The sequence below is a fragment of the Pantoea sp. AG1095 genome, from assembly GCF_003208415.1.
GTDB classification, from domain to species: Bacteria; Pseudomonadota; Gammaproteobacteria; order Enterobacterales; family Enterobacteriaceae; genus Pantoea; species Pantoea leporis.
The window spans coordinates 132947-151814 of the sequence record NZ_QKMJ01000011.1 but is presented as its reverse complement, the minus strand read 5'-3'; the positions used below and the strand labels follow the sequence as shown (position 1 = coordinate 151814).

The window sequence follows — 18868 nt, the reverse complement described above, 5'->3', positions numbered from 1 at the left end:
GAGGGCCATGTCGATGAGACAAAATATACCTTTAACGCTGAGGCCTGCTTTTCAGCGCACCTTACTTAACATGGTAATACTGGCTGCAATGCCCATTAATGATGTGGCTGCAGAGGATTATTTTGATCCTGACACGGTGGAACGACACAGCGGCCAGCGTGCAAATCTGGATCTTTCCACTTTTAGTCGCAGTGGGGGTCAAGCGGCGGGCGTTTACAACGCCGACGTTTACCTGAACGACAATTTTGTTGGATCAAAAAGCATACGCTTTGAACCCGGTGCGAAGGGTCTGCAGCCCCTATTAATGAAAGCCGATTTTATGCGGTGGGGCGTGAAAGAGAATGCCACACCCGCTTTCGTGAAAATCTCACCTGCGCAGGAAGTGACGAATATCGCTGCCATCATCCCGCAGGCGCAAACCCGCTTTGATTTAAGCCAGCAACGCTTAAATGTCTCCATTCCACAAGAATATGTGCGACAAAACGCACAAGGGTATGTTGGCCCAGATGAGTGGGACGATGGTGTCAACGCGCTATTTATGAATTATGGCTATTCAGGTGCCAATAACTGGAGTGATTATCGTCAGGGAAGTGATAACAACGCGTATCTCAATTTGCGTAGCGGTATCAATCTCGGGGCCTGGCGCGCGCGCAATTACACCACCTATAGCCATAGTCAGGGTGATGATAAGTGGAACAGTATTAATACCTACGTTCAGCGTGACATCAAACCCTGGAAAAGCCAGCTGGTATTGGGAGAGAGCTATACGCCATCAGAGGTATTCGATAGCTTCCCCTTTCGTGGAGCTCAGCTCTACTCAGACGACAATATGCAGCCTGAAAGCTTACGAGGATTCGCACCCGTTGTACGAGGCATTGCGCAGAGCAATGCGCAAGTTACCATTCGTCAGGACGGTAACATCATTTGGCAAGCCTATGTGCCACCCGGACCTTTCGCCATAAACGATCTTTATCCTACCTCGGCCAGTGGCGATCTTGAGGTGGTAATAAAAGAAGCGAATGGCAGCGTCCGACAGTTTGTTCAGCCATTTTCTGCGGTGCCTATCATGCAGCGTGAAGGGCGTTTCAAATATGCTTTCACGGCCGGGCAATATCGTTCAACCGGGGGATCGGCAAAAAAACCGGGCTTTATACAAGGCACAGGTATTTATGGTTTGCCTTATAGCTCAACCGTTTATGGTTTGCCTTATAGCTCAACCGTTTATGGTGGATCTATCCTGTCGGGTGATTACACGTCAGCATCGGTTGGTGTGGGGAAAGGTCTGGGGTTATTGGGTTCGATTTCGCTGGACGGAACATTCGCCAATGCCCGTTTAATGGAAGAAACTCATCGCGGTGGCTCATTTCGTTTTCAATATGCAAAAGATGTCGCAATGAGCGGCACCACTTTTACTCTGGCTGGCTACCGTTATTCCACGTCTGGTTATTACGATTTTAATGAAGCTAATGGCTATTACGCGAATACACTACCGCCGGGTTTCCGGGGTAATCCCAACAACCGCAATGAAGTTGAACAAGCCCGACGCGAATGGCGAAACTGGCGTTATAGCCATAACAGACGCAGTAAATCCCAACTCAACGTTAATCAATCGTTGGGTGATTATGGCAGTCTTTTTCTCTCCGCTTACCAGCAACAATATTGGGGCGTGACAGAAAAGGAGCGCAGTTTGACGCTGGGCTATAACTCCAGCTTCAACGCCATCAATTACTCCTTTAACTACAGCTATTCACAGACGCCGTTCTACACCAAACACGATCAAATTTTTTCGCTGGCGGTGCAGATTCCCTTTGACCGATTTTTACCCAAAAGCTGGCTGAACTTCTCGGGCAGCACCGACAATCGCGATAAAACCACTGGCGCGGTGGGGTTGTCAGGCACTGCACTGGCAGACAATAACCTGAGCTATAGCGTGCAGCAGGGTTACACCAATCAAGGGGTTGGCGCCAATGGCAATGCGTCAGTCAACTATAAAGCACGCTTTGGCGAATACCAGGCTGGCTATAACTACTCGCGGAATACCCGACAACTGAATTACGGCGCAACGGGCGGCATTGTGGTGCATCCCTATGGTGTGACTCTGAGCCAGCCGTTAGGTGACACCATGGCGTTAGTGCGCGCTGAAGACGCGGAAGCGGTTCGCGTGCTCAACCAAACCGGCGTGCTGACTGATGGCAGAGGTTATGCCGTCGTACCTAACGTAACACCTTATCGCCGCACCTCGCTTTCGCTTGATGCCAATTCGCTCGGCGATAACGTCGATCTGCTGAGTGACAGCCAAACAGTGGTGCCTACGCAGGGGGCCGTAGCATTAGCCAATTATCCCACGGTATCGGGGGCAAAAATGGTCGTCACCTTGCGTGGGCGTCAAGTGCCGTTCGGCGCACGTGCCAGCGTTGCCAACGGCGAAACCCTTTCGCATGGCATCGTTGATGACAAACAACATGTTTACCTCAGCGGCGTGCCCGCAGCGGGCGTGGTTAAGGTGAACTGGAAGGGCGGCGAATGTCAGGCTCCGTTTACGTTAGGAAAGGCTCAGTTTGGTGTCAATTCTGTGACGGCACAATGCCGCTAAAGGAAACATTTATGCGTTTATTTCTTTTATTACCGAGCATATTTTTTATTGGGTTGTACGTTAACTTTGCGCAGGCTTATACCTGTACTACCACCACAGCAGCGACAACAATTTCTCCACCTGCGATAGTGATTCAACGGGATTTACCGGTAGGATCGTTGATTGGCAGCCAGATCACCTCGGGTGCGGTGAACACGTTTAACTGTACTAACACGGCCCCCGCGTTGACTTATCAAAGTGTGGGCGTAAAAGGCACCGGTAACTATGTCACGACCATTGGAGGCAGACGAATTTACAGCACCAATATTGCGGGAATAGGCTTTGCTATCGGTGCCATCTCAGTGAACAACTGCAATAACTTTAGTGGCTGGGTTGATGGAACCGGTACGGGAGATGGTAATGCGAACAATAGGTTGCTGTGTTCGGTCAATGGCTTAATGGCGGGACAACCTCTGCGCGAGCAAGCGTTGTTACAGTTCTATAAAACGGGGCCAACCGGTTCAGGGATGGTTACCGCGCAGCAGGCCGGAGCGTTTATTTTGCGCAACAACCAGGCGCTCTGGCATTCACCGGGATCGACGATTCTTATGAATGGTTTTAGTGTCACAACGCTGGCGTGTTCAGTAAGCAATACAGCCATCGCCGTGAATATGGGCAACGTGGATAAGCGTGCGTTCAATGGGACAGGCAGTTCACCCGATGCCAGCTTTACGCGTAATTTTACCCTTCCGCTTAACTGTAATGCCGGCACCCGCATCAATGTGAAAATTGATGGAAATGCCCAAAACTCCGCCAATGGGGTATTAAATCTGACATCAGGTGCCAATACGGCAAGTGGAGTGGGCGTGCAGCTGCTGTTTAACAATGCGCCTGTGCAACTGGGCACTAATATTGTTGCCGGAACCTCGGCCAGCGCGGGGAATTATAACATTCCGCTTCAGGCGCGTTATTACCAAACGACCGCAACCATTACACCTGGCACAGCTAACAGTTCCGCGACTTTCACTCTGACCTATCAATAAATAATTTTCCCCCTGGCGGGGGAAAATTGTCAGTGATGACTCACCGATAGATCACTTCAACAGCTTTAATATGACCCGATGATTGCACGCTGACATTGCCGAGTTGAAACGGCAGCGTCTGCTGTTGCTTATTGAATCTAATCTGACGCACTTTATCGACACCATTCTGGCTACATTGCACTGCGGCATGCTGGCTATTGGTCGTCGTCGTACAGGCAGGCTCAACTATCGCACCGGTAAAAGAAACGGTACCGCCCTCAGCCAGAACGGCTTGGGCAAATAGCAAACCAGAAAATAATACGAATGCTGTTTTCATCGGTCTTCTCCTGGTGGTGGCATAAAGAAGAACGACAAGTTAGGACCAAACTTTAATTAAAAATGGCGATAGTGAAAAAATATCCCCCTTAATGCGATCGCAGGTCGCTTAGAAAGCGCTGCGCGCGCGGGTGCTGCGGCTGGGTGAAGAACTGTTCTGGTTGTGATTTCTCCAGAATCTGTCCCTGGTCCATAAACCAGATGGTATCCGCCACCTCACGGGCAAAGTTCATTTCGTGGGTCACGCACATCATCGTCATCCCTTCCTGCGCCAGACCGCGCATCACCGACAATACTTCGCCGACCATCTCCGGATCGAGCGCCGAGGTCGGTTCATCGAACAGCATCACCGGCGGCTTCATCGCCAGCGCGCGGGCAATCGCCACGCGCTGCTGCTGGCCGCCGGAAAGCTGCGCCGGATAAGCATCGGCTTTATGCGCTAAGCCCACGCGCTCCAGCAATTCACCCGCCTGACGACGCGCTTCGCTGCGCTTTACGCCCAGTACTTTCATCGGCGACATCATGATGTTCTCGGCCACCGTCACATGCGGGAACAGGTTGAAGCTCTGAAACACAAAGCCGATGCGCGTGCGCAGCTGATTGAGGCGCGTGCTGCTGCCGTGAATATCGGTGCCATCAAACACAATCTGGCCGTCATCGATCGGTTCTAAACGGTTAACGGTGCGGATCAGCGTCGATTTGCCCGAGCCGGAAGGGCCGCACACTACCACCACTTCGCCGGGATTAATCTCGGCGCTCAGGTTGGTCAGCGCCTGATACGCGCCGTACCATTTATTAACCTGATTAAACATGATCATCGGTCCCATGCGGTTTCCTTATTGCGAAGAGGTTTTAGTCAGCATCACTGCGGGCGCCATGCTGGGCGTTGGCTGCGGTGCTTGACGACGTTTCTGCGCAATGTGCGCTTCGAGTTTATTAGCCAGCCAGGTGAGGCTGAAGCAGATGAGGTAGTAGCTCAGCGCCACAATGGCGAACACCTGAAACGGTTTGGTCAGCAGCTGATTGCTCACCTGATTGGCGGCAAAGGTCAGCTCCGGCACGTTAATCACGTAACCCAGCGTACTGTCTTTGATGATCGATACCAGCTGGCTGACCAGGCTGGGCAAGGTGTTGAACAGCGCTTGAGGCAGGATCACCAGACGCAAAGTTTTCAGGTGGCTCATGCCGAGCGCGCGTGAGGCTTCGTATTGGCCGTGCGGCAGCGCCTGAATGCCACCGCGCACGATCTCGGCGATATAGGCACTCTCATAAATCACCAGCGTACACAGCATGGTGGCGAAGCCGCTGATGTTGTGGCCGATCAGCAGCGGCACACAGAAGTAGGTCCAGAACACCACCATCATCAGCGGGATGCCGCGCAGCAGATAAACCCAGCCAGTGGCGGGCCAGCTCAGCCAGCGCCACGGCGACAGGCGCGCCAGGCCCAGCAGCACACCAATCGGAAACGCCAGCAGCACCGCCAGCACCGAGATCAGCAGCGTACAAAGCACGCCGCCAATCGGACCGTTCGGGTATTGCCCCATCAACAGCAGCATGCCGTTGTCATGCAAAATGGTGAACATCTCAAACATCGCCATTACCTCGCATAGACGCGCTGGAAGCGGCGGGCCAGCAGTGCGCCAAGGCCCATCAGCAGCAGGGAGAAGAACAGATAGCCCACGGTCGCCACGATGTAAGATTCGAAGGTACGGAACGTTTGGTTCTCAATATCGCGCGTTACATAGGTGAGATCCGCCACACCAATCACCATCGCTAGGCTGGTGTTTTTAAACAGCAGCACCGTGTGGTTGATCATCGCGGGCATCGCATTGCGAATGCCCTGCGGCAGAATCACGCCGTGCATGGCGCGCACGTAGCTCATGCCGAGTGCGCGCGCAGCTTCGTTCTGCCCGTCGGGAATGGCGCGCAGGCCGCTGCGGATATCTTCGGAGAAGTACGCCGCCTGACACAGACCCAGCGCGGTGAGGGAGAACAGGAACTCGGCGTTGTAGTTGTTGATCCACATCTGCAGCGCTTCCGGCAGCAGCGTGGGAATGGCGAAGTACCACATCATCAACTGGATCAGCGTCGGCACATTGCGGTGATAAGAGACATAGGCTTTGACCAGCCCAACCGCGATGCGGTTTTCAGTCAGGCGAATCACCACCAGCAGCAGCGCCAGCACCATCGCCAGCAGCCAGGCACCCAACGCCAGTTCAAGGGTGATCACCGTTCCGTCAACGATCATCTGGCCGTATTGGCCGGTTATCACACTGCTGAAATCGAGAGCCATTCTGTTACCTCATCTTCGCCTGCTACGCGCTGTGCTCGCCCGGTCGCATGGTGGAAAGACCGCCCGGCACCTGTAATGTCGGGGTGATTTCGATGTTGCCGATATTTACCGCCAGCGGTGCCGCGAGCGCGAAAGCAACGCAGTCGGCGATATCTTTGGCCTGCGGCAGTTCAAAGCCATCAATGAAGCGGCGGCGCGCCTCTTCGTGATCGCCTGACACGTTGCCGAAGATATCGGTGGCGACGCGGCCCGGACAGATTTCGGTGATGCGCACGCGCGCGCCGTAGCAATCGACGCGCAGCTGGCGCGAAAGGGCATGCACGCCGGCTTTGGTGGCGTGATACACCGAGTTGCCGTTGAAGTTGTAGATGGCAGCAATCGAGGTGATGTTGAAGACGTGGCCACGATCGCGCGCCACCATGCCCGGCACTAGCAAACGGCACAGATGCAGCACCGCGCGCAGATTGACGTCCACCTGGGTTTCAATCACGTTCTCGTCTGCATTGAGGATCGAGCCCGGATGCGACAGGCCAGCGTTATTCACCAGAATGTCGATTTCGAGATCCTGGCACAGCGCGGTCAGCGCCTTTATGTCACTGACATCCACCGCATGCGGAATACAGCCGGTACGATCGGCCAGCGCTGCCAGCTGCTCTTTACGGCGCGCCACCGCGTGCACGGTGATGCCCTCCTGGCACAAGCGCTCAACAATCGCTTCGCCCATTCCCGCCGATGCGCCGGTCACCAGCGCGGTTTTGTAATCTGAAAATGGCATCTGCCTCTCCTCGTTATGGCGTCTTTTGACTGTATGCAGTTATGCCGCAAGGGCATAAGACATAAAAATTTTGAGGCAATAAGCGCCCCTTATAACGCTTGCCTGCTGCACTTCACCCGTTCCAACATTGCGCAATAAATTGCGCCGCTACGACATGTGCGGTGATTGAGATCGACCTACAAAATGCACGTATTTGTAGCGGCGCGATTTATCGCGCGGTATTGATCTTATGCGCTTGACGGCGCAAATGTCAGAATGTCCTCGTCATATTCCACCGCCGAAAGATGCTCAGCCATGAGCGATCGGATCGTGCCGCTATCCGGGCTAATCACCGGCACATACAGCGGGCCAACCTGCACCAGCGCCACCACCGCACCGGCATCGATGTGCTGGCCGGGCGCGACAAAATCCTGCGGGCTATGCGGATGGCGGCGCAGCAGCGTGCCGGGCATCGGTGCGCCGATGCGTTGCGGGATGAGGGGGATTTCAGCGGCGGGAAGCGTGACAGGCGCGGGCGTGGCTGGCGTGGCGGCGAAGGTCAACCGCACTGACCAGTGCTTGCCATCGAGCGCCAGGCTGTTCAGCCCGGAGGATTGCATCTTGCGCGCCAGCGCACGCAGCGTCGGCAGCGGTATTGCGGTTTTATCCATGGAATTCCCGTCAAAGCGAAACACGCCCGCCTGAGCGGGCAAAATCGTAATCTAGCGCGTTCGCAATACGGGCAGTAAGAGGGTTTCGCTTTGCGGCAATAAGCGGGACTTATCCCACCAACGTCAGAGGATGATTCTCAACGTTGCGGCGCGACATCAGCGACAGCAGGATCGATTTCACCGCTTCGGCCGGCTGTGACAGCGGCAAGTGATCCGACATGCAGAACGACAGCGACACCTGTACATCCGGATCGACGATCTTCGCCATCCACGCATCGCCGCTTTTCAGCATCGCGCGCGCTGCGGATTCCGGCATGATGGTGGTGCCGAGACCGGCGCTCAGGGCGGCATTCAGCGTGGTTTGCGACTCGATCTCGCATTTCACGCGGTACTGCAGATTGTTGTGTACGAAGGCATCGTCGAGCACTTTGCGCATGATGTTGTAGACGCGCGGCAGGAACAGATCGTATTGCGCCACCTGCGCCAGCGGGATCTCTTTCACCGGTTGCGCGAGGCTGAACGGACAGACGAAATAGAGATCCTCTTTCATCAGCGGCATAAAGCGCAGGCCGTGAATGGTGCGGTGATCGTAAATTACCGCCATATCCATGCGGCCATTCATGATCAGTTCGCTCAGCGTGGTGCCGAAGTTCTCATTGAAGTAGAGCACGATGCCGGGATGCTGCTGCTGCACTTCCATCATCAGCGGTAATGCGAGGTTTTGTGCCGCGGTGCCCGGCGCTAAGCCCACTGAGACGCTGCCGCTCAGTGACGCGCCGACCAGCTCGATGGCGCTTTGTGCCTGCTCGCACTGGCGTAAAATCGCCTGCGCGTGGGAATAGAGGGTTTTCCCGGCTTCGGTCGGCGTCACGCCGCGCTTGGTACGAATGAGCAGTTGCTGATTCACTTCCCCTTCCAGCGTAGCCAGCTGCTGGCTCAGCGCGGGCTGGGCAATATGCAAAATATCGGCGGCCTGGGTCAGGCTGCCCACATCAACAATTTTAACAAAGTACTTCAGGCGACGAAGATTCATGAACGCTTCCTCCAACAGAACGCATAGCGGGTATCAAGCAAAGTTGATGCCAAATAAGCTTTCGCGAATGAACTCAGACAGGAGGGTAGAGCCACAGTGCCTCCTACGGCAGGTGCTGAGTTGGATAGTTGCCGTGACGGCGAGGGTAAAACAGCAACCTTTGCACTGGTATGGTGCGATTCACTCATTAGATTTGGCGATGATGGGAGTGAGTAAACGGGCGTTGCGCGCTGTTAACCGGCACTCAAAGTAACACTCTATTAACATTACGTCAGGCGCTAGCGCGTGACCTGCCGCGCATTTCCACATCAGGCTCGCCATCTTTATGGCGAAAGTGTGCGGTCGGTTCAGTCATCGCTTTGTGTTATATCACCACAACAAAGCACTATTAACCGCCGCTTCGGACAAAAACCTATCCTCTGGTAAACGTCGTGTTTGCAGCTTGCTGCAAGCCGTTCATGCTGACACTGAGCCAGGATTAACCCATGCCCGAGATAGCCGATCGATTAAAGAATGTGACCGTTTCTGCCTCCGTTGCCATGACCCAAAAGGCCCGCGATCTCGCGGCGCAGGGCATTGATGTGGTGGCGCTTTCTACCGGTGAACCCGATTTCCCCACGCCACCTCACGCGATTGAAGCCGCTTATGCCGCTGCGCGCGCCGGGGATACGCGCTATCCGCCCACCGACGGCACGCCGGCGCTGCGCAAAGCGATCCAGCTGAAGTTCAAACGCGATAATCAGCTCGATTACGACGTCAGCCAGATCCTCACCGCTGGCGGCGCTAAGCAGATCATTTTTAACGCGATCCTCGCGACCATCAATCCTGGCGATGAAGTGGTGATCCCGACGCCGTCGTGGATCAGCTATGCCGATATCGTCAAATTCGCTGGTGGCGTGCCGGTGGCGCTACCCTGCACGCAGGAGAACGGCTTCAAACCGCTGCCGGCCGATTTGGACGCCGCCATCACCGATAAAACCAAATGGTTGTTGCTCAACTACCCGAGCAATCCCACCGGTTCGGTGGCGAGCCAAGCGGAGCTGCACGCGCTGGGCGAGGTGCTGCTGCGCCATCCGCAGGTGTGGATCATGACCGACGATATCTATGAACACCTGATTTATGACGATGTGCGTTTTTACACGCTGGCGCAGGTTGAGCCGCGCCTGGTTGACCGCGTGCTGACGGTGAACGGCGTGTCGAAAGCCTGGTCCATGACGGGCTGGCGATTGGGCTTCTGTGGCGGCCCGGCGCCGTTGATCAAAGCGATGAGCAACGTGAATACCCAGAACAGCGGCGGCGTCTGCACCTTAACGCAGGCCGCGGCGGTAGCGGTGCTGGAAGGCCCGCAGGATCTGCTGCAGGAGCGCGCGCGCATCTATCGCCAGCGCCGTGATTATGTACTGGAGCGCCTGACGTCGATTGATGGCCTGCGCTGCCACAAACCGCAGGGCGCATTTTATCTGTTTGTGAATATCGCGGGCTACATCGGCAAAACCAGCGCCGGTGGCAGATTGATCACCAATGATGCCGATTTTGTGCTGGCATTGATCGAAGAGCAGCACGTAGTGACGGTGCAGGGCGCGGCGTACGGCATGGGTCCGTTTATCCGCTTGTCGTATGCCACGAGCATGGAGCGGTTAGAGACGGGATGCGATCGCATTGCGGCGTTTTGTGGTGGATGTGTTTGATTCATTGAAATAATTATCGCGCCGTTGCGGAGAGATGCAAAAACTGTAGCGGCGCAATTTATTGCGCGATAAATCGCGCCGCTACGTATCGGTGCGATGGATAAGCAGGCCGCTAATCAATGACCACCTCCGCCGCCGGGGCGACCTGATGGCCGCTGGCTTCGATTTCGCTGCGCACAATGGTGGCGAGCGCCAGGGAGCCTGGCGTGTCGCTGTGAACCAGAATCGAGCGCGCACGCACCGCAATCTCTTCACCTTCAATCGTCGTCACCGTGCCGTGCTGCAAAAACTGGCGCACGCGGGCGCGCAGCGCGCTTTCCTCGTTGATCACCGCACCGGCAATGCCGCGCGGCACCAGACGGCCTTGCGCGTCATAGGCGCGGTCGGCCAGGAACAGCGTCAGCGTCTTCAGGCCTGCCGCCTGCGCCGCGACTTCAATGATCGTATCGGGCTGGGCGAAGATGATCAGCTCGCTATTGATGCGCGCCACTAACTCCATCACCTGTTGCGCCAGGGCGGCATCGCGGTTGACGATGTTGCCCATCGCGGCGTGGAAACTGAAGTGGGAAACGTGGGTGCCTTCCGCGCGGGCAATCGCCGTCAGCGCGCCGAGCTGATAGGCCACCTGCTGACAAATCTCTTCGGCGCTAAACGGCAGTTCGCGGCGGCCAAAACCTTGACGATCCGGCAAGCCGGGATGCGCGCCAATGCCCACGCCATGTGCCTTCGCTAGCCGCACCATGTTGGTCATGATCGCCGGATCGCCAGCGTGGAAACCGCAGGCGATATTGGCGGATGACACCACTTTCATTAGCGCGGCGTCATCGCACAGCTGGTAAACGCCGAAGCCTTCGCCCATATCGGAATTCACATCAATCTTCATGTCTGGTTTCCTTGTGCGGATTAAACGGTAAGCGCCTTACGCAGTGGCTGGCAGCTGAAGCGCAGACGGCTCAGCCAGCGCGCCACTTCCTGTTCGATGGCGATCGCTTCACGCACATCGCTGTGGATCAGCTGGATCGACTGGCCCGGCAGCACTTGCCCAAGTCGCCACAGATCCTGCTCGATCACGCCAGCGATCTTCGGATAACCGCCGGCGGTATTGGCATCGCTTAGCTGGATGATCGGTTCCCCCCCCGGCGGCACCTGCACAATGCCGGGGATCAGCCCGTACGATCGCATCTCAACGGTTTCAGAGGGGAAGATCGGATCGCCTGAAAGCCGATAGCCGGTGCGATTGCTTTGATTTGATACCTGCCAGGATTGCTGCCAGAAGCGCGCGGCATCGGCGGCAAACAGCGGGTATTCGCCGGAGGGAATGGCGCGCAGCTGAATGTCTCCGGCGCTGTTACGGGGAAAAATGGCGTGTAATGCGCTGTCTGGCGGTTCAATGCCGATGCCGCTGTGTGGAAGTGCCGGGCCGCGATTTTCGCCGAGCGCCAGCCGATCGCCACGCTGCAACGGACGTCCTTCAACGCCGCCGAAGCCACCGCGCAGCGCGGTACTGCGCGAGCCAAGCACCAGCGGCACATCAATGCCGCCAGCAACACACAGATAGCCACGCGCGCCGCTGCGCGGATAACGCAGCTCCAGCACTTGCCCGGCACGCACGCCGCAGCCCCACCACGGCGGCAGCGGCGTGCCATCCAGCGTGGCGCGGCAATCCGCGCCGGTCACCGCGATGCTGCTGTTTTGCAAAAATCGCACGCGGAACGGGAACAGCTGCACTTCAATTGCCGCCGCATTTTCGTCGTTGCCGAGGAGTAAATTACCGGCACGCAGCGCCAGCGGATCCATCGCGCCGCTCACCGACACGCCGATGTGGCGATAGTTGAAGCGACCTAAATCCTGCACCGTGTTGAGCGCACCGCTCTGTTCGATCTCAATCACAGCTCAATCCTCTGCGGCAGAAAACGGATGCGATCGCCCGGTGCCATCAGCGCGGGCGATGCGGCCAGCGGGTCAAACACCGCCAGCTCGGCAAAACCAATCGCATTCCAGCCGTTCGGGCCGGTCAGCGCCGAAACGCCCGCCTGCGCGCCACCGATGGTGACGGTGCCTTTCAACATGCTAAGCGACGGCACTTTCTTGCGCGGTGTCGCCAGCAGCGGATCCAAGCCGTGCAGATAGCCGAAGCCCGGCGCGCTGCCCAATGCAAACACCGTGTATTCGCTTTGATGGTGCAGGCGCACCACCTCGCGTGGGCTCAAACCGGTATGACGGCACACCGCCTCGAGATCGGTGGCGTGTTCACCGCCGTAATGCACCGGAATTTCAATCAGTTTGCCCTGCGGACTGATCGCCTGCGCCTGATCCCATGCGACATGCAGCTGCATGCGCACGGCGATTTCATCAGCTGGAATATGGCGGAACAGTACCAGCAGATTGGTGACGCCGGGGATCAGCGCTTCAATCGCTTCATCGGCATGCAGCAGGCGCGCCAGCGACCAGATGCGGCGCTGCGCCGGGAGATCGAAACCGCCTGGCGCTTCCACCAGCCACGCGCGTGCGCCGATGGTGGAGAGCTTGATAGCAGAGGAGCAAGCCAGCGCGGGAACGCTGGCAGGCTGGAGAGCAGAGTGCGACGTCACGGGCATGGTTATTCCAGCGGTTCAAATTTCAGACTGGAGAGCGGCTGTACGCGCTCTTCGCGCACCATTTTGTATTCGGTGTTGGGCCCAATCCACGTATCCCAGATTTTGTCGATGGTGCCGTCATCGTCCATCGCCTTCAGGCTGCTGTTGACGCTGGCCAGCAACGCCGGTTCATCACGCTTCATGCCGACACCAATCGGCTCCAGCGCCATCGGTTCTTTGATCATCGCCAGATTGATGCCGTCTTTTTTTGCCTGCGAAATGGTTTTGATGCCGGTCATGGTGTTGGTGACGAAGCCCACCGATTTGTTCTGCTCCAGCGCGAGGAACGCGGAGGCTGAATCCTGGAAGGTCACCGCTTTGCCGCCTTTGATATGGATTGATTGCTCAGAAGTGGTGCCTTTGGTGGCGCTGATGCGTTTGCCCTTGAAATAGCTCAGCGGCTTGTCGGCCAGCGGTGCTTTGACCAGCAGCATCTCCTTGGCGACGTAATAGGGATCGCTGAATTGAATCTGGTTGCCGCGGGTTTTGGTGTAGGCCAGATTGGCGATCAGTACGTCGGCGCGGCCGGTAGCAATCACCGCAATACGCGCTTCCACCGAGGTGGGCACCAGCGTCAGTTTGACGTTCATCTGCTTCGCCAGCGCGTTACACAGATCGATATCCATGCCCGCCAGCTGACGTGTTTTCGGATCCGGAGAAGAGAAGGGCGGCACGTCCGAATAGACCGCGCACTTTAGCTCGCCGCTGGATTTGATGTTGGCCATCATGTCGGCATGAGCAGCCGAAATAGCCAGCAGCGGCAGCAGTGCCAGCCCGATGGTGGTAGGTCTTTTCATGGTCATGTGAACTTCCTCAATGATGAATACCACGGCGTCACCGGGACGGAGCGCCTGCGTTCTCGCTTTTCTGGACTATATCGGCTTTGTTTTCAGACGAAAAAGAGGGAAACCCTGTCGTGCAATAGCAAAAAAATATGGCTAAGCGGCGCATAAGTTCTTTCTATTCGGGCAGAGCAAAAAAGTGTTATCCAGCGCACACTTTTCTCGCCAGGCTTGATCGCATGTCCTCTCGGCAGTCCCGCCGATTGCATGTGGTAGAGAGAAGTGAAAAAGCATGAATGCCCGATTAGGCGTGTTACTGAAGATACTGGCCGCGCTGTGCGCCACCTTGATGCTGGCGTGTGTGAAGGGGCTGAACGGCGCCATTCCCACCGGCGAAGTGATTTTTTTCCGCAGTTTTATCGCGCTGTTGCCGCTGCTGATTTGGCTGAAAATGCAGGGCAACGTGCTGGACAATCTCAAGACGCGTAACCTGTCTGGTCACTTTATTCGCGGCTTCTCCGGCACCGGCGGCATGTATTTTAACTATCTGGCGCTGGTCTATATTTCGCTGGCCGATGCCACCGCGCTGAGCTATGCGGCGCCGCTGTTTACCGTGATCATGGCGGCGATGCTGCTGAAAGAGCGGGTGCGGGTTTCACGCTGGGTCGCCGTGGTGGTGGGATTATCCGGCATTTTGATCATGCTCTCTTCCAGCCTGAGCACCAGCGGCGCGCTGTTTTCCTATGGGGCCAGCAACGCGACGACGAGCATTGGTGTGGCATGTGCGTTGCTGGCGGCGCTGTGCTCCGCGACCTCTAACGTGCAAATTCGCTTCCTCAACGGCATCGAAAAACCGGGCGCGATCGTGTTCTATTTCTCACTGATGACTACCGTAATTGGCCTGGCAACGGCGCTGTTTGGCTGGAGCAAACCCAGCGCGATACAGCTGCTGTTGCTGGTGGGCTGCGGCCTGTTTGGGGGTCTGGCGCAGATTCTGGTGACGCTGAGCCTGCGTTACGCCGATGCGTCACTGCTGGCACCGTTCGATTACACCACGCTGGTGTGGTCGATGCTGATTGGTTATCTGTTCCTGAACAGCCTGCCGGGCAGCACCACCTTGCTGGGCGCATCGATTGTAGCGCTGGCCGGGATATTTGCGGTGTGGCGTGAGAATCGCCAGCGCAAACTGGCGATGGTGAGCAGTACGCCTTAGCGTTGTGCAATAATTTGCGCTGCGACAAATAGGTGCACGCATCCGTAGCGGCGCGATCTATCGCGCAATGAATTGCGCCGCTACACATAGGTGCACGCATCGGTAGCGGCGCGATTTATCGCGCGGTTTTGTTTCTAACGAAACACATCATCAATGATTTCAACCTGCTTGGTGCGTAGCGTCTCATCCAGCCAGCTGCGTTCGAGTGAGCCGGTTTTCGCCAGCTCGAAGTTGTGTTCATCAACGATTAAATACGCCTGCGCCGCTTCGAGAATGCGTGCGGCATCCTGGCGAGGAATCACAATCACACCATCCGCATCGCCCAGCACGATATCGCCCGGTGAAACGTGAATTTTACCGCAGGCAATTGGCACGTTGATCTCGCCCGGACCATCCTTGAACGGGCCGCCCGGCGTGTGACCGGCGGCGTAGATGGGGAAGTCCATGCGTGACAACCCTTCGATATCGCGGACCGGTCCGTCCAGCACAATGCCTTCCATACCGCGCTGTCTGGCATAGGTCGCCATCACTTCGCCCATCAGCGACTGACTGCGATCGCCCTCGTTCGACAGAATAATCACATCGTTTCGGCCCGCCATATCCAGCGCTTTGTGCAGCATCAGGTTGTCACCGGAACGCGCTTTAACCGTCACCGCCAGGCCACACATGATCGGTTGGCGCGGCGCGGTTTTCAGGCTGATCTCGGCCGACAAGGCGGGCAAACGGCTCATGCAATCCGCCACCACCGCAGCCGGTAACCGGCGAAAAGCTTCCAACAGCGGTTCGGCATCGGCGGGACGACGTAAATAGATTCGGTTTCCTGCGCTCATGGTTATTTTCCTGTAGGGAGTGATTTAATTAATCGCGTTGTGTTCCTGGATAAATAATTAAATGTAAAAGTAAGCGTTTTTATTTTTGGTTGTGATGAGTCATTACTTCATTGAATAGGGTATTCAGCTAACAAGCTGAATCATCGGATGATTACTGGAACGTGATTAAGCTTACGCGATTACGCAGATGTTACGCAGGGGATGTTACGGCTAACCGAGACAGGATCACGAATTACTATTTCGGATGAATTTAACTCACTGATAATTAATTTTATTGGATTTTATTATGGGGAGATAGATTAAAAGTATTAGCTGGAGATAAATATATTGGCATCGATCAATGCTGGATAATCAGCATGTATAGAGGGAAGGGAGGCAGTAGCTGAGATGAGCAAACGCAGAAAAGCAAAAACCCAGCCATAAGCTGGGTTTTCAGAATGTTGGTGCCCGGACGCGGAATCGAACCACGGACACGGGGATTTTCAATCCCCTGCTCTACCGACTGAGCTATCCGGGCAACGGGGCGCATTAAACCCTAATGGCTTACAGCCGTCAACGGCTTTCGTCAAAAAAGCGGTGCAATCGTGATTGATTGCTTGCTTTTCAGACAAGGTGAACAAAAAGGCTACGCCAGCGCACCATTTTTACGGCACAGCGCGATACCAAGTACATCTTCCGCCAGACGGCGCGCCGTCGCGACATCCTGTACGTTGCGTTTCACCAGCAGTTTGCTCAGGCAACCTTCCAGAATCAATTCCATCTGATCGGCCACCATGCTGGGATTATCCAGCGCTAAATCGACCAGAATTTCATGGGTGAATTGCCAGGAACTGCGCTTTTGCTGTTCGGCTAGCTGATGCACCGGCTGATCGGGTTGCGGATAGAAGCTGCAGGCGGCGATAAACAGGCAGCCGGGAAAGCGGCCTTTGCTGACGTGCTCACTCAGCACTTCGTAGCGGGCTAACAGCTTTTGTTCGGCGCTGAGGTGTTCATCAAGCTGCACCTGACGACGCCAGCTGTCAATCTGCTGGCCGTGATAGCGCAGCGCGTCATACAGCAAGGCATCACGATCGGGCCAGAAACGCGTCAGTTGTTCGGCTTCAAGACCGGTTGCACCAGCCAGCTGAGTTAGGGAAGTGGTGGCGGCCAGGCCACTTTGTTCGAGCACATTCAACGCATGCTCGAGTATTTGTTCACGTTGCAAGTGACTCTCCTCTGGAATGCGGGCCCGCTCGCGGACGAACGGGCAGTGTCCTGCTGACAGTGTCGTTTAACGTGACACATTCTGCAAATGCGTGCGGAAATCGGCGGCGTTGAGGAAGCCGGTGACGCGCGAATCGGGGATCTCTTTGCCTTGCGCATCGAAGAACAGAATGGTGGGCAAACCTAAAACCTGCAGATGCTGCAACAGCGCGTTGTCCTGCGCGTTATTGGCGGTGACATTGGCTTGCAGCAGTTGTACCCGACTTAGCGCGTTACGCACGCCCTCATCGCTAAAAGTGTATTTCTCGAACTCTTTGCAGGCCACACACCAGTCGGCGTAGAGATCGACCATGGTGATACGGCCTTGCGCCTGCTGTAGCGCGCTGTCGAGCTGCTCGCTGCTATTGATGGTGTGGAACGGCAGATGCGCCACGGCTTGCGCGCTGTTGCTGCTGCCAAACGCCCAATCCTGTAGCGGGCGCGCACTGACCAGCGCGGCAGCAAGCATGATGACTTGCAGCACGCGCCATTTGCCGCTGGCGCGCAGGCTGAGGCTGAATGCCCAGGCAAAAAATGCCACGCCAAGCAGGCTCCACAGACGGATGCCCCACAGATCGCCAATCACGCGTTCCAGCAGGAATACCGGTAGCGCCAGAATCACAAAGCCAAAACCCTCTTTGACGGTTTGCATCCACGGCCCACTTTTTGGCAGCAGCTTGTTGCCAAACATCGTCACGGCAATCAGCGGCAGGCCCATGCCGAAGGCATACAACCACAGCGTGCCGGCTCCGGCCCACAGATTACCGCTCTGCGCGATGTACAGCAGAATGGCGCTGAGCGGTGCGGTGGTGCAGGGCGAGCAGATCAACCCGGCCAGTGCACCCATCATGAAGACGCCCGGCAGCGAGCCACCTTGCTGGCGATTGCTCCACAGCGTGAGGCGCGTTTGCAGGCTGGCAGGCAATTGCAGCGAGAACAGGCCAAACATCGACAGCGCCAGCACGATAAACAGCGCCGACAAGCCAATCAGCACGTAAGGATGTTGCAGCGCCGCCTGGAAGCGTAATCCGGCCGCTGCCACAACCATGCCGAGTACGGTGTACGTCAGCGCCATACCTTGCACATACACCATCGCCAGCGCGAACAATCGCCCCATCGAATAGCGGCGCGGGCCTCCTAAAATGATGCTGGAGATCAGCGGATACATCGGCAGCACACACGGCGTGAAAGCGACGCCAATACCAATCAGCAGCGCCCAAAGCGGTGAAAACGGCAGCGGCGTGCTGTGATTGGCGGGCTGCGCACTGACCGCAGGCGCAGCCTGATTGGCGGCAACCGCGCTCAGCGGCACCGCGCGGGTTTCCGGCGGATAGCAGAAGCCCGCAGCCGCACAGCCCTGATAGGTCACGGTGACGGTCGCGCCGGCAGCGGCCTGGCGCAGCGTGATCGGCAGTTGCAGATCCTGCGGATAGATTTCACTTTTGCCGTAGAACTCATCTTCGTGCGGCTGGCCCGGCGGCAGCGTGAGTGGAGCAATTTGCGCTTTTTGCGGCGTGACGTGGATTTGCTGGCGATAGAGATAGTAGCCATCCTTCACTTTCCAGCTGAGCGTCAGCTGATTGCCTTGCTGAGTGAAATCGAAGCCAAACGCCTGATCAACCGGCACAAAGCGGCTGTTATTGTTCGGGGAGAAGAGTGAGGCTTGTGCCGAAAGGCAGAAAACCAGCGCCAGGCAAAAGCCGGCAAGGCGAAAGAGTCGTGCAGCCATAGCGAATGAATGAGCTCCGGTGGCGAATAGGCCGCGATAATAACACGACCGCTTCGCCACGAGGTTT

General features: G+C 56.5%; 18 protein-coding genes and 1 tRNA gene. 4 read left to right on the top strand and 15 right to left on the bottom strand.

From position 1 onward, the window contains the following. Positions 1–7: 7 nt before the first annotated feature. Complete coding sequence (locus DEU53_RS19490; RefSeq protein WP_110868102.1) at positions 8–2593, top strand: fimbria/pilus outer membrane usher protein; 2586 nt, start codon at positions 8–10, stop codon at positions 2591–2593. 11 nt (positions 2594–2604) lie between these two features. Then, the gene (locus DEU53_RS19485; protein WP_110868101.1) at positions 2605–3615 is read left to right on the top strand and encodes a fimbrial protein; all 1011 of its coding nucleotides are present in this window, start codon (positions 2605–2607) and stop codon (positions 3613–3615) included. Between the two features lie 40 nt (positions 3616–3655). On the opposite strand, the gene DEU53_RS19480 is transcribed toward DEU53_RS19485, so the two are convergent. The 7 genes from DEU53_RS19480 to nac all read right to left on the bottom strand — a co-directional run bounded on the left by DEU53_RS19480 (position 3656) and on the right by nac (position 8681). After that, entirely contained in the window at positions 3656–3931 is a 276-nt protein-coding gene (locus DEU53_RS19480) for a hypothetical protein (protein WP_101762315.1), read from the bottom strand. Between the two features lie 88 nt (positions 3932–4019). Beyond that, positions 4020–4757: an amino acid ABC transporter ATP-binding protein gene (locus DEU53_RS19475; protein ID WP_101762314.1), complete on the bottom strand. Its 738-nt coding sequence runs from the start codon at positions 4755–4757 to the stop codon at positions 4020–4022. 9 nt (positions 4758–4766) lie between these two features. Then, complete coding sequence (locus DEU53_RS19470; RefSeq protein WP_101762313.1) at positions 4767–5522, bottom strand: amino acid ABC transporter permease; 756 nt, start codon at positions 5520–5522, stop codon at positions 4767–4769. A gap of 5 nt (positions 5523–5527) precedes the next feature. After that, positions 5528–6223 carry an amino acid ABC transporter permease gene (locus DEU53_RS19465; RefSeq protein WP_061718311.1) on the bottom strand — a complete coding sequence of 232 codons (696 nt, stop codon included), beginning with the start codon at positions 6221–6223 and terminating at the stop codon, positions 5528–5530. A gap of 22 nt (positions 6224–6245) precedes the next feature. Continuing rightward, a complete protein-coding gene (locus DEU53_RS19460) occupies positions 6246–6998 on the bottom strand; it encodes an SDR family oxidoreductase (protein ID WP_101762312.1) in 753 nt (250 codons plus the stop codon). Between the two features lie 227 nt (positions 6999–7225). Then, positions 7226–7648, bottom strand: coding sequence for an acetyl-CoA carboxylase biotin carboxyl carrier protein subunit (locus DEU53_RS19455; protein WP_110868100.1), 423 nt, complete (start codon positions 7646–7648; stop codon positions 7226–7228). A gap of 109 nt (positions 7649–7757) precedes the next feature. Next, positions 7758–8681, bottom strand: coding sequence for a nitrogen assimilation transcriptional regulator NAC (gene nac / locus DEU53_RS19450; protein WP_049851333.1), 924 nt, complete (start codon positions 8679–8681; stop codon positions 7758–7760). A gap of 485 nt (positions 8682–9166) precedes the next feature. On the opposite strand from nac, the gene DEU53_RS19440 reads away from it, so the two are divergent. Beyond that, positions 9167–10369 carry a pyridoxal phosphate-dependent aminotransferase gene (locus tag DEU53_RS19440; protein WP_110868098.1) on the top strand — a complete coding sequence of 401 codons (1203 nt, stop codon included), beginning with the start codon at positions 9167–9169 and terminating at the stop codon, positions 10367–10369. 112 nt (positions 10370–10481) lie between these two features. Here DEU53_RS19440 and DEU53_RS19435 read toward each other — a convergent pair whose 3' ends face one another. Genes DEU53_RS19435 through DEU53_RS19420 form a run of 4 tightly spaced genes read right to left on the bottom strand, consistent with a single transcriptional unit; the run spans position 10482 to position 13808 of the window. Continuing rightward, positions 10482–11252: a 5-oxoprolinase subunit PxpA gene (locus DEU53_RS19435; RefSeq protein WP_110868097.1), complete on the bottom strand. Its 771-nt coding sequence runs from the start codon at positions 11250–11252 to the stop codon at positions 10482–10484. A gap of 20 nt (positions 11253–11272) precedes the next feature. Then, positions 11273–12259, bottom strand: coding sequence for a biotin-dependent carboxyltransferase family protein (locus DEU53_RS19430; protein ID WP_110868096.1), 987 nt, complete (start codon positions 12257–12259; stop codon positions 11273–11275). Continuing rightward, positions 12256–12966, bottom strand: a complete 711-nt coding sequence (pxpB, locus tag DEU53_RS19425; protein WP_110868095.1) for a 5-oxoprolinase subunit PxpB — start codon at positions 12964–12966, stop codon at positions 12256–12258. Before pxpB ends, DEU53_RS19430 begins: the two co-directional genes overlap by 4 nt. A 2-nt stretch (positions 12967–12968) precedes the next feature. Continuing rightward, positions 12969–13808, bottom strand: coding sequence for a transporter substrate-binding domain-containing protein (locus DEU53_RS19420; RefSeq protein ID WP_110868094.1), 840 nt, complete (start codon positions 13806–13808; stop codon positions 12969–12971). Between the two features lie 271 nt (positions 13809–14079). Between DEU53_RS19420 and DEU53_RS19415 the strand changes: the two genes are divergently transcribed. Then, positions 14080–15000 carry a DMT family transporter gene (locus tag DEU53_RS19415; RefSeq protein WP_110868093.1) on the top strand — a complete coding sequence of 307 codons (921 nt, stop codon included), beginning with the start codon at positions 14080–14082 and terminating at the stop codon, positions 14998–15000. Positions 15001–15134: 134 nt separating this feature from the next. Here DEU53_RS19415 and DEU53_RS19410 read toward each other — a convergent pair whose 3' ends face one another. The 4 genes from DEU53_RS19410 to DEU53_RS19395 form a co-directional block, all read right to left on the bottom strand. After that, the gene (locus tag DEU53_RS19410) at positions 15135–15830 is read right to left on the bottom strand and encodes an RraA family protein (protein WP_101762304.1); all 696 of its coding nucleotides are present in this window, start codon (positions 15828–15830) and stop codon (positions 15135–15137) included. A 441-nt stretch (positions 15831–16271) separates the two neighbouring features. Continuing rightward, positions 16272–16347: transfer RNA gene (locus DEU53_RS19405), tRNA-Phe, on the bottom strand. 108 nt (positions 16348–16455) lie between these two features. Beyond that, positions 16456–17034 (bottom strand): transcriptional regulator, encoded by a 579-nt coding sequence (locus DEU53_RS19400; protein ID WP_101762303.1) that lies wholly within the window; start codon positions 17032–17034, stop codon positions 16456–16458. A 66-nt stretch (positions 17035–17100) separates the two neighbouring features. After that, positions 17101–18801 carry a protein-disulfide reductase DsbD gene (locus tag DEU53_RS19395; protein WP_110868092.1) on the bottom strand — a complete coding sequence of 567 codons (1701 nt, stop codon included), beginning with the start codon at positions 18799–18801 and terminating at the stop codon, positions 17101–17103. Between the last annotated feature and the right edge of the window lie 67 nt (positions 18802–18868).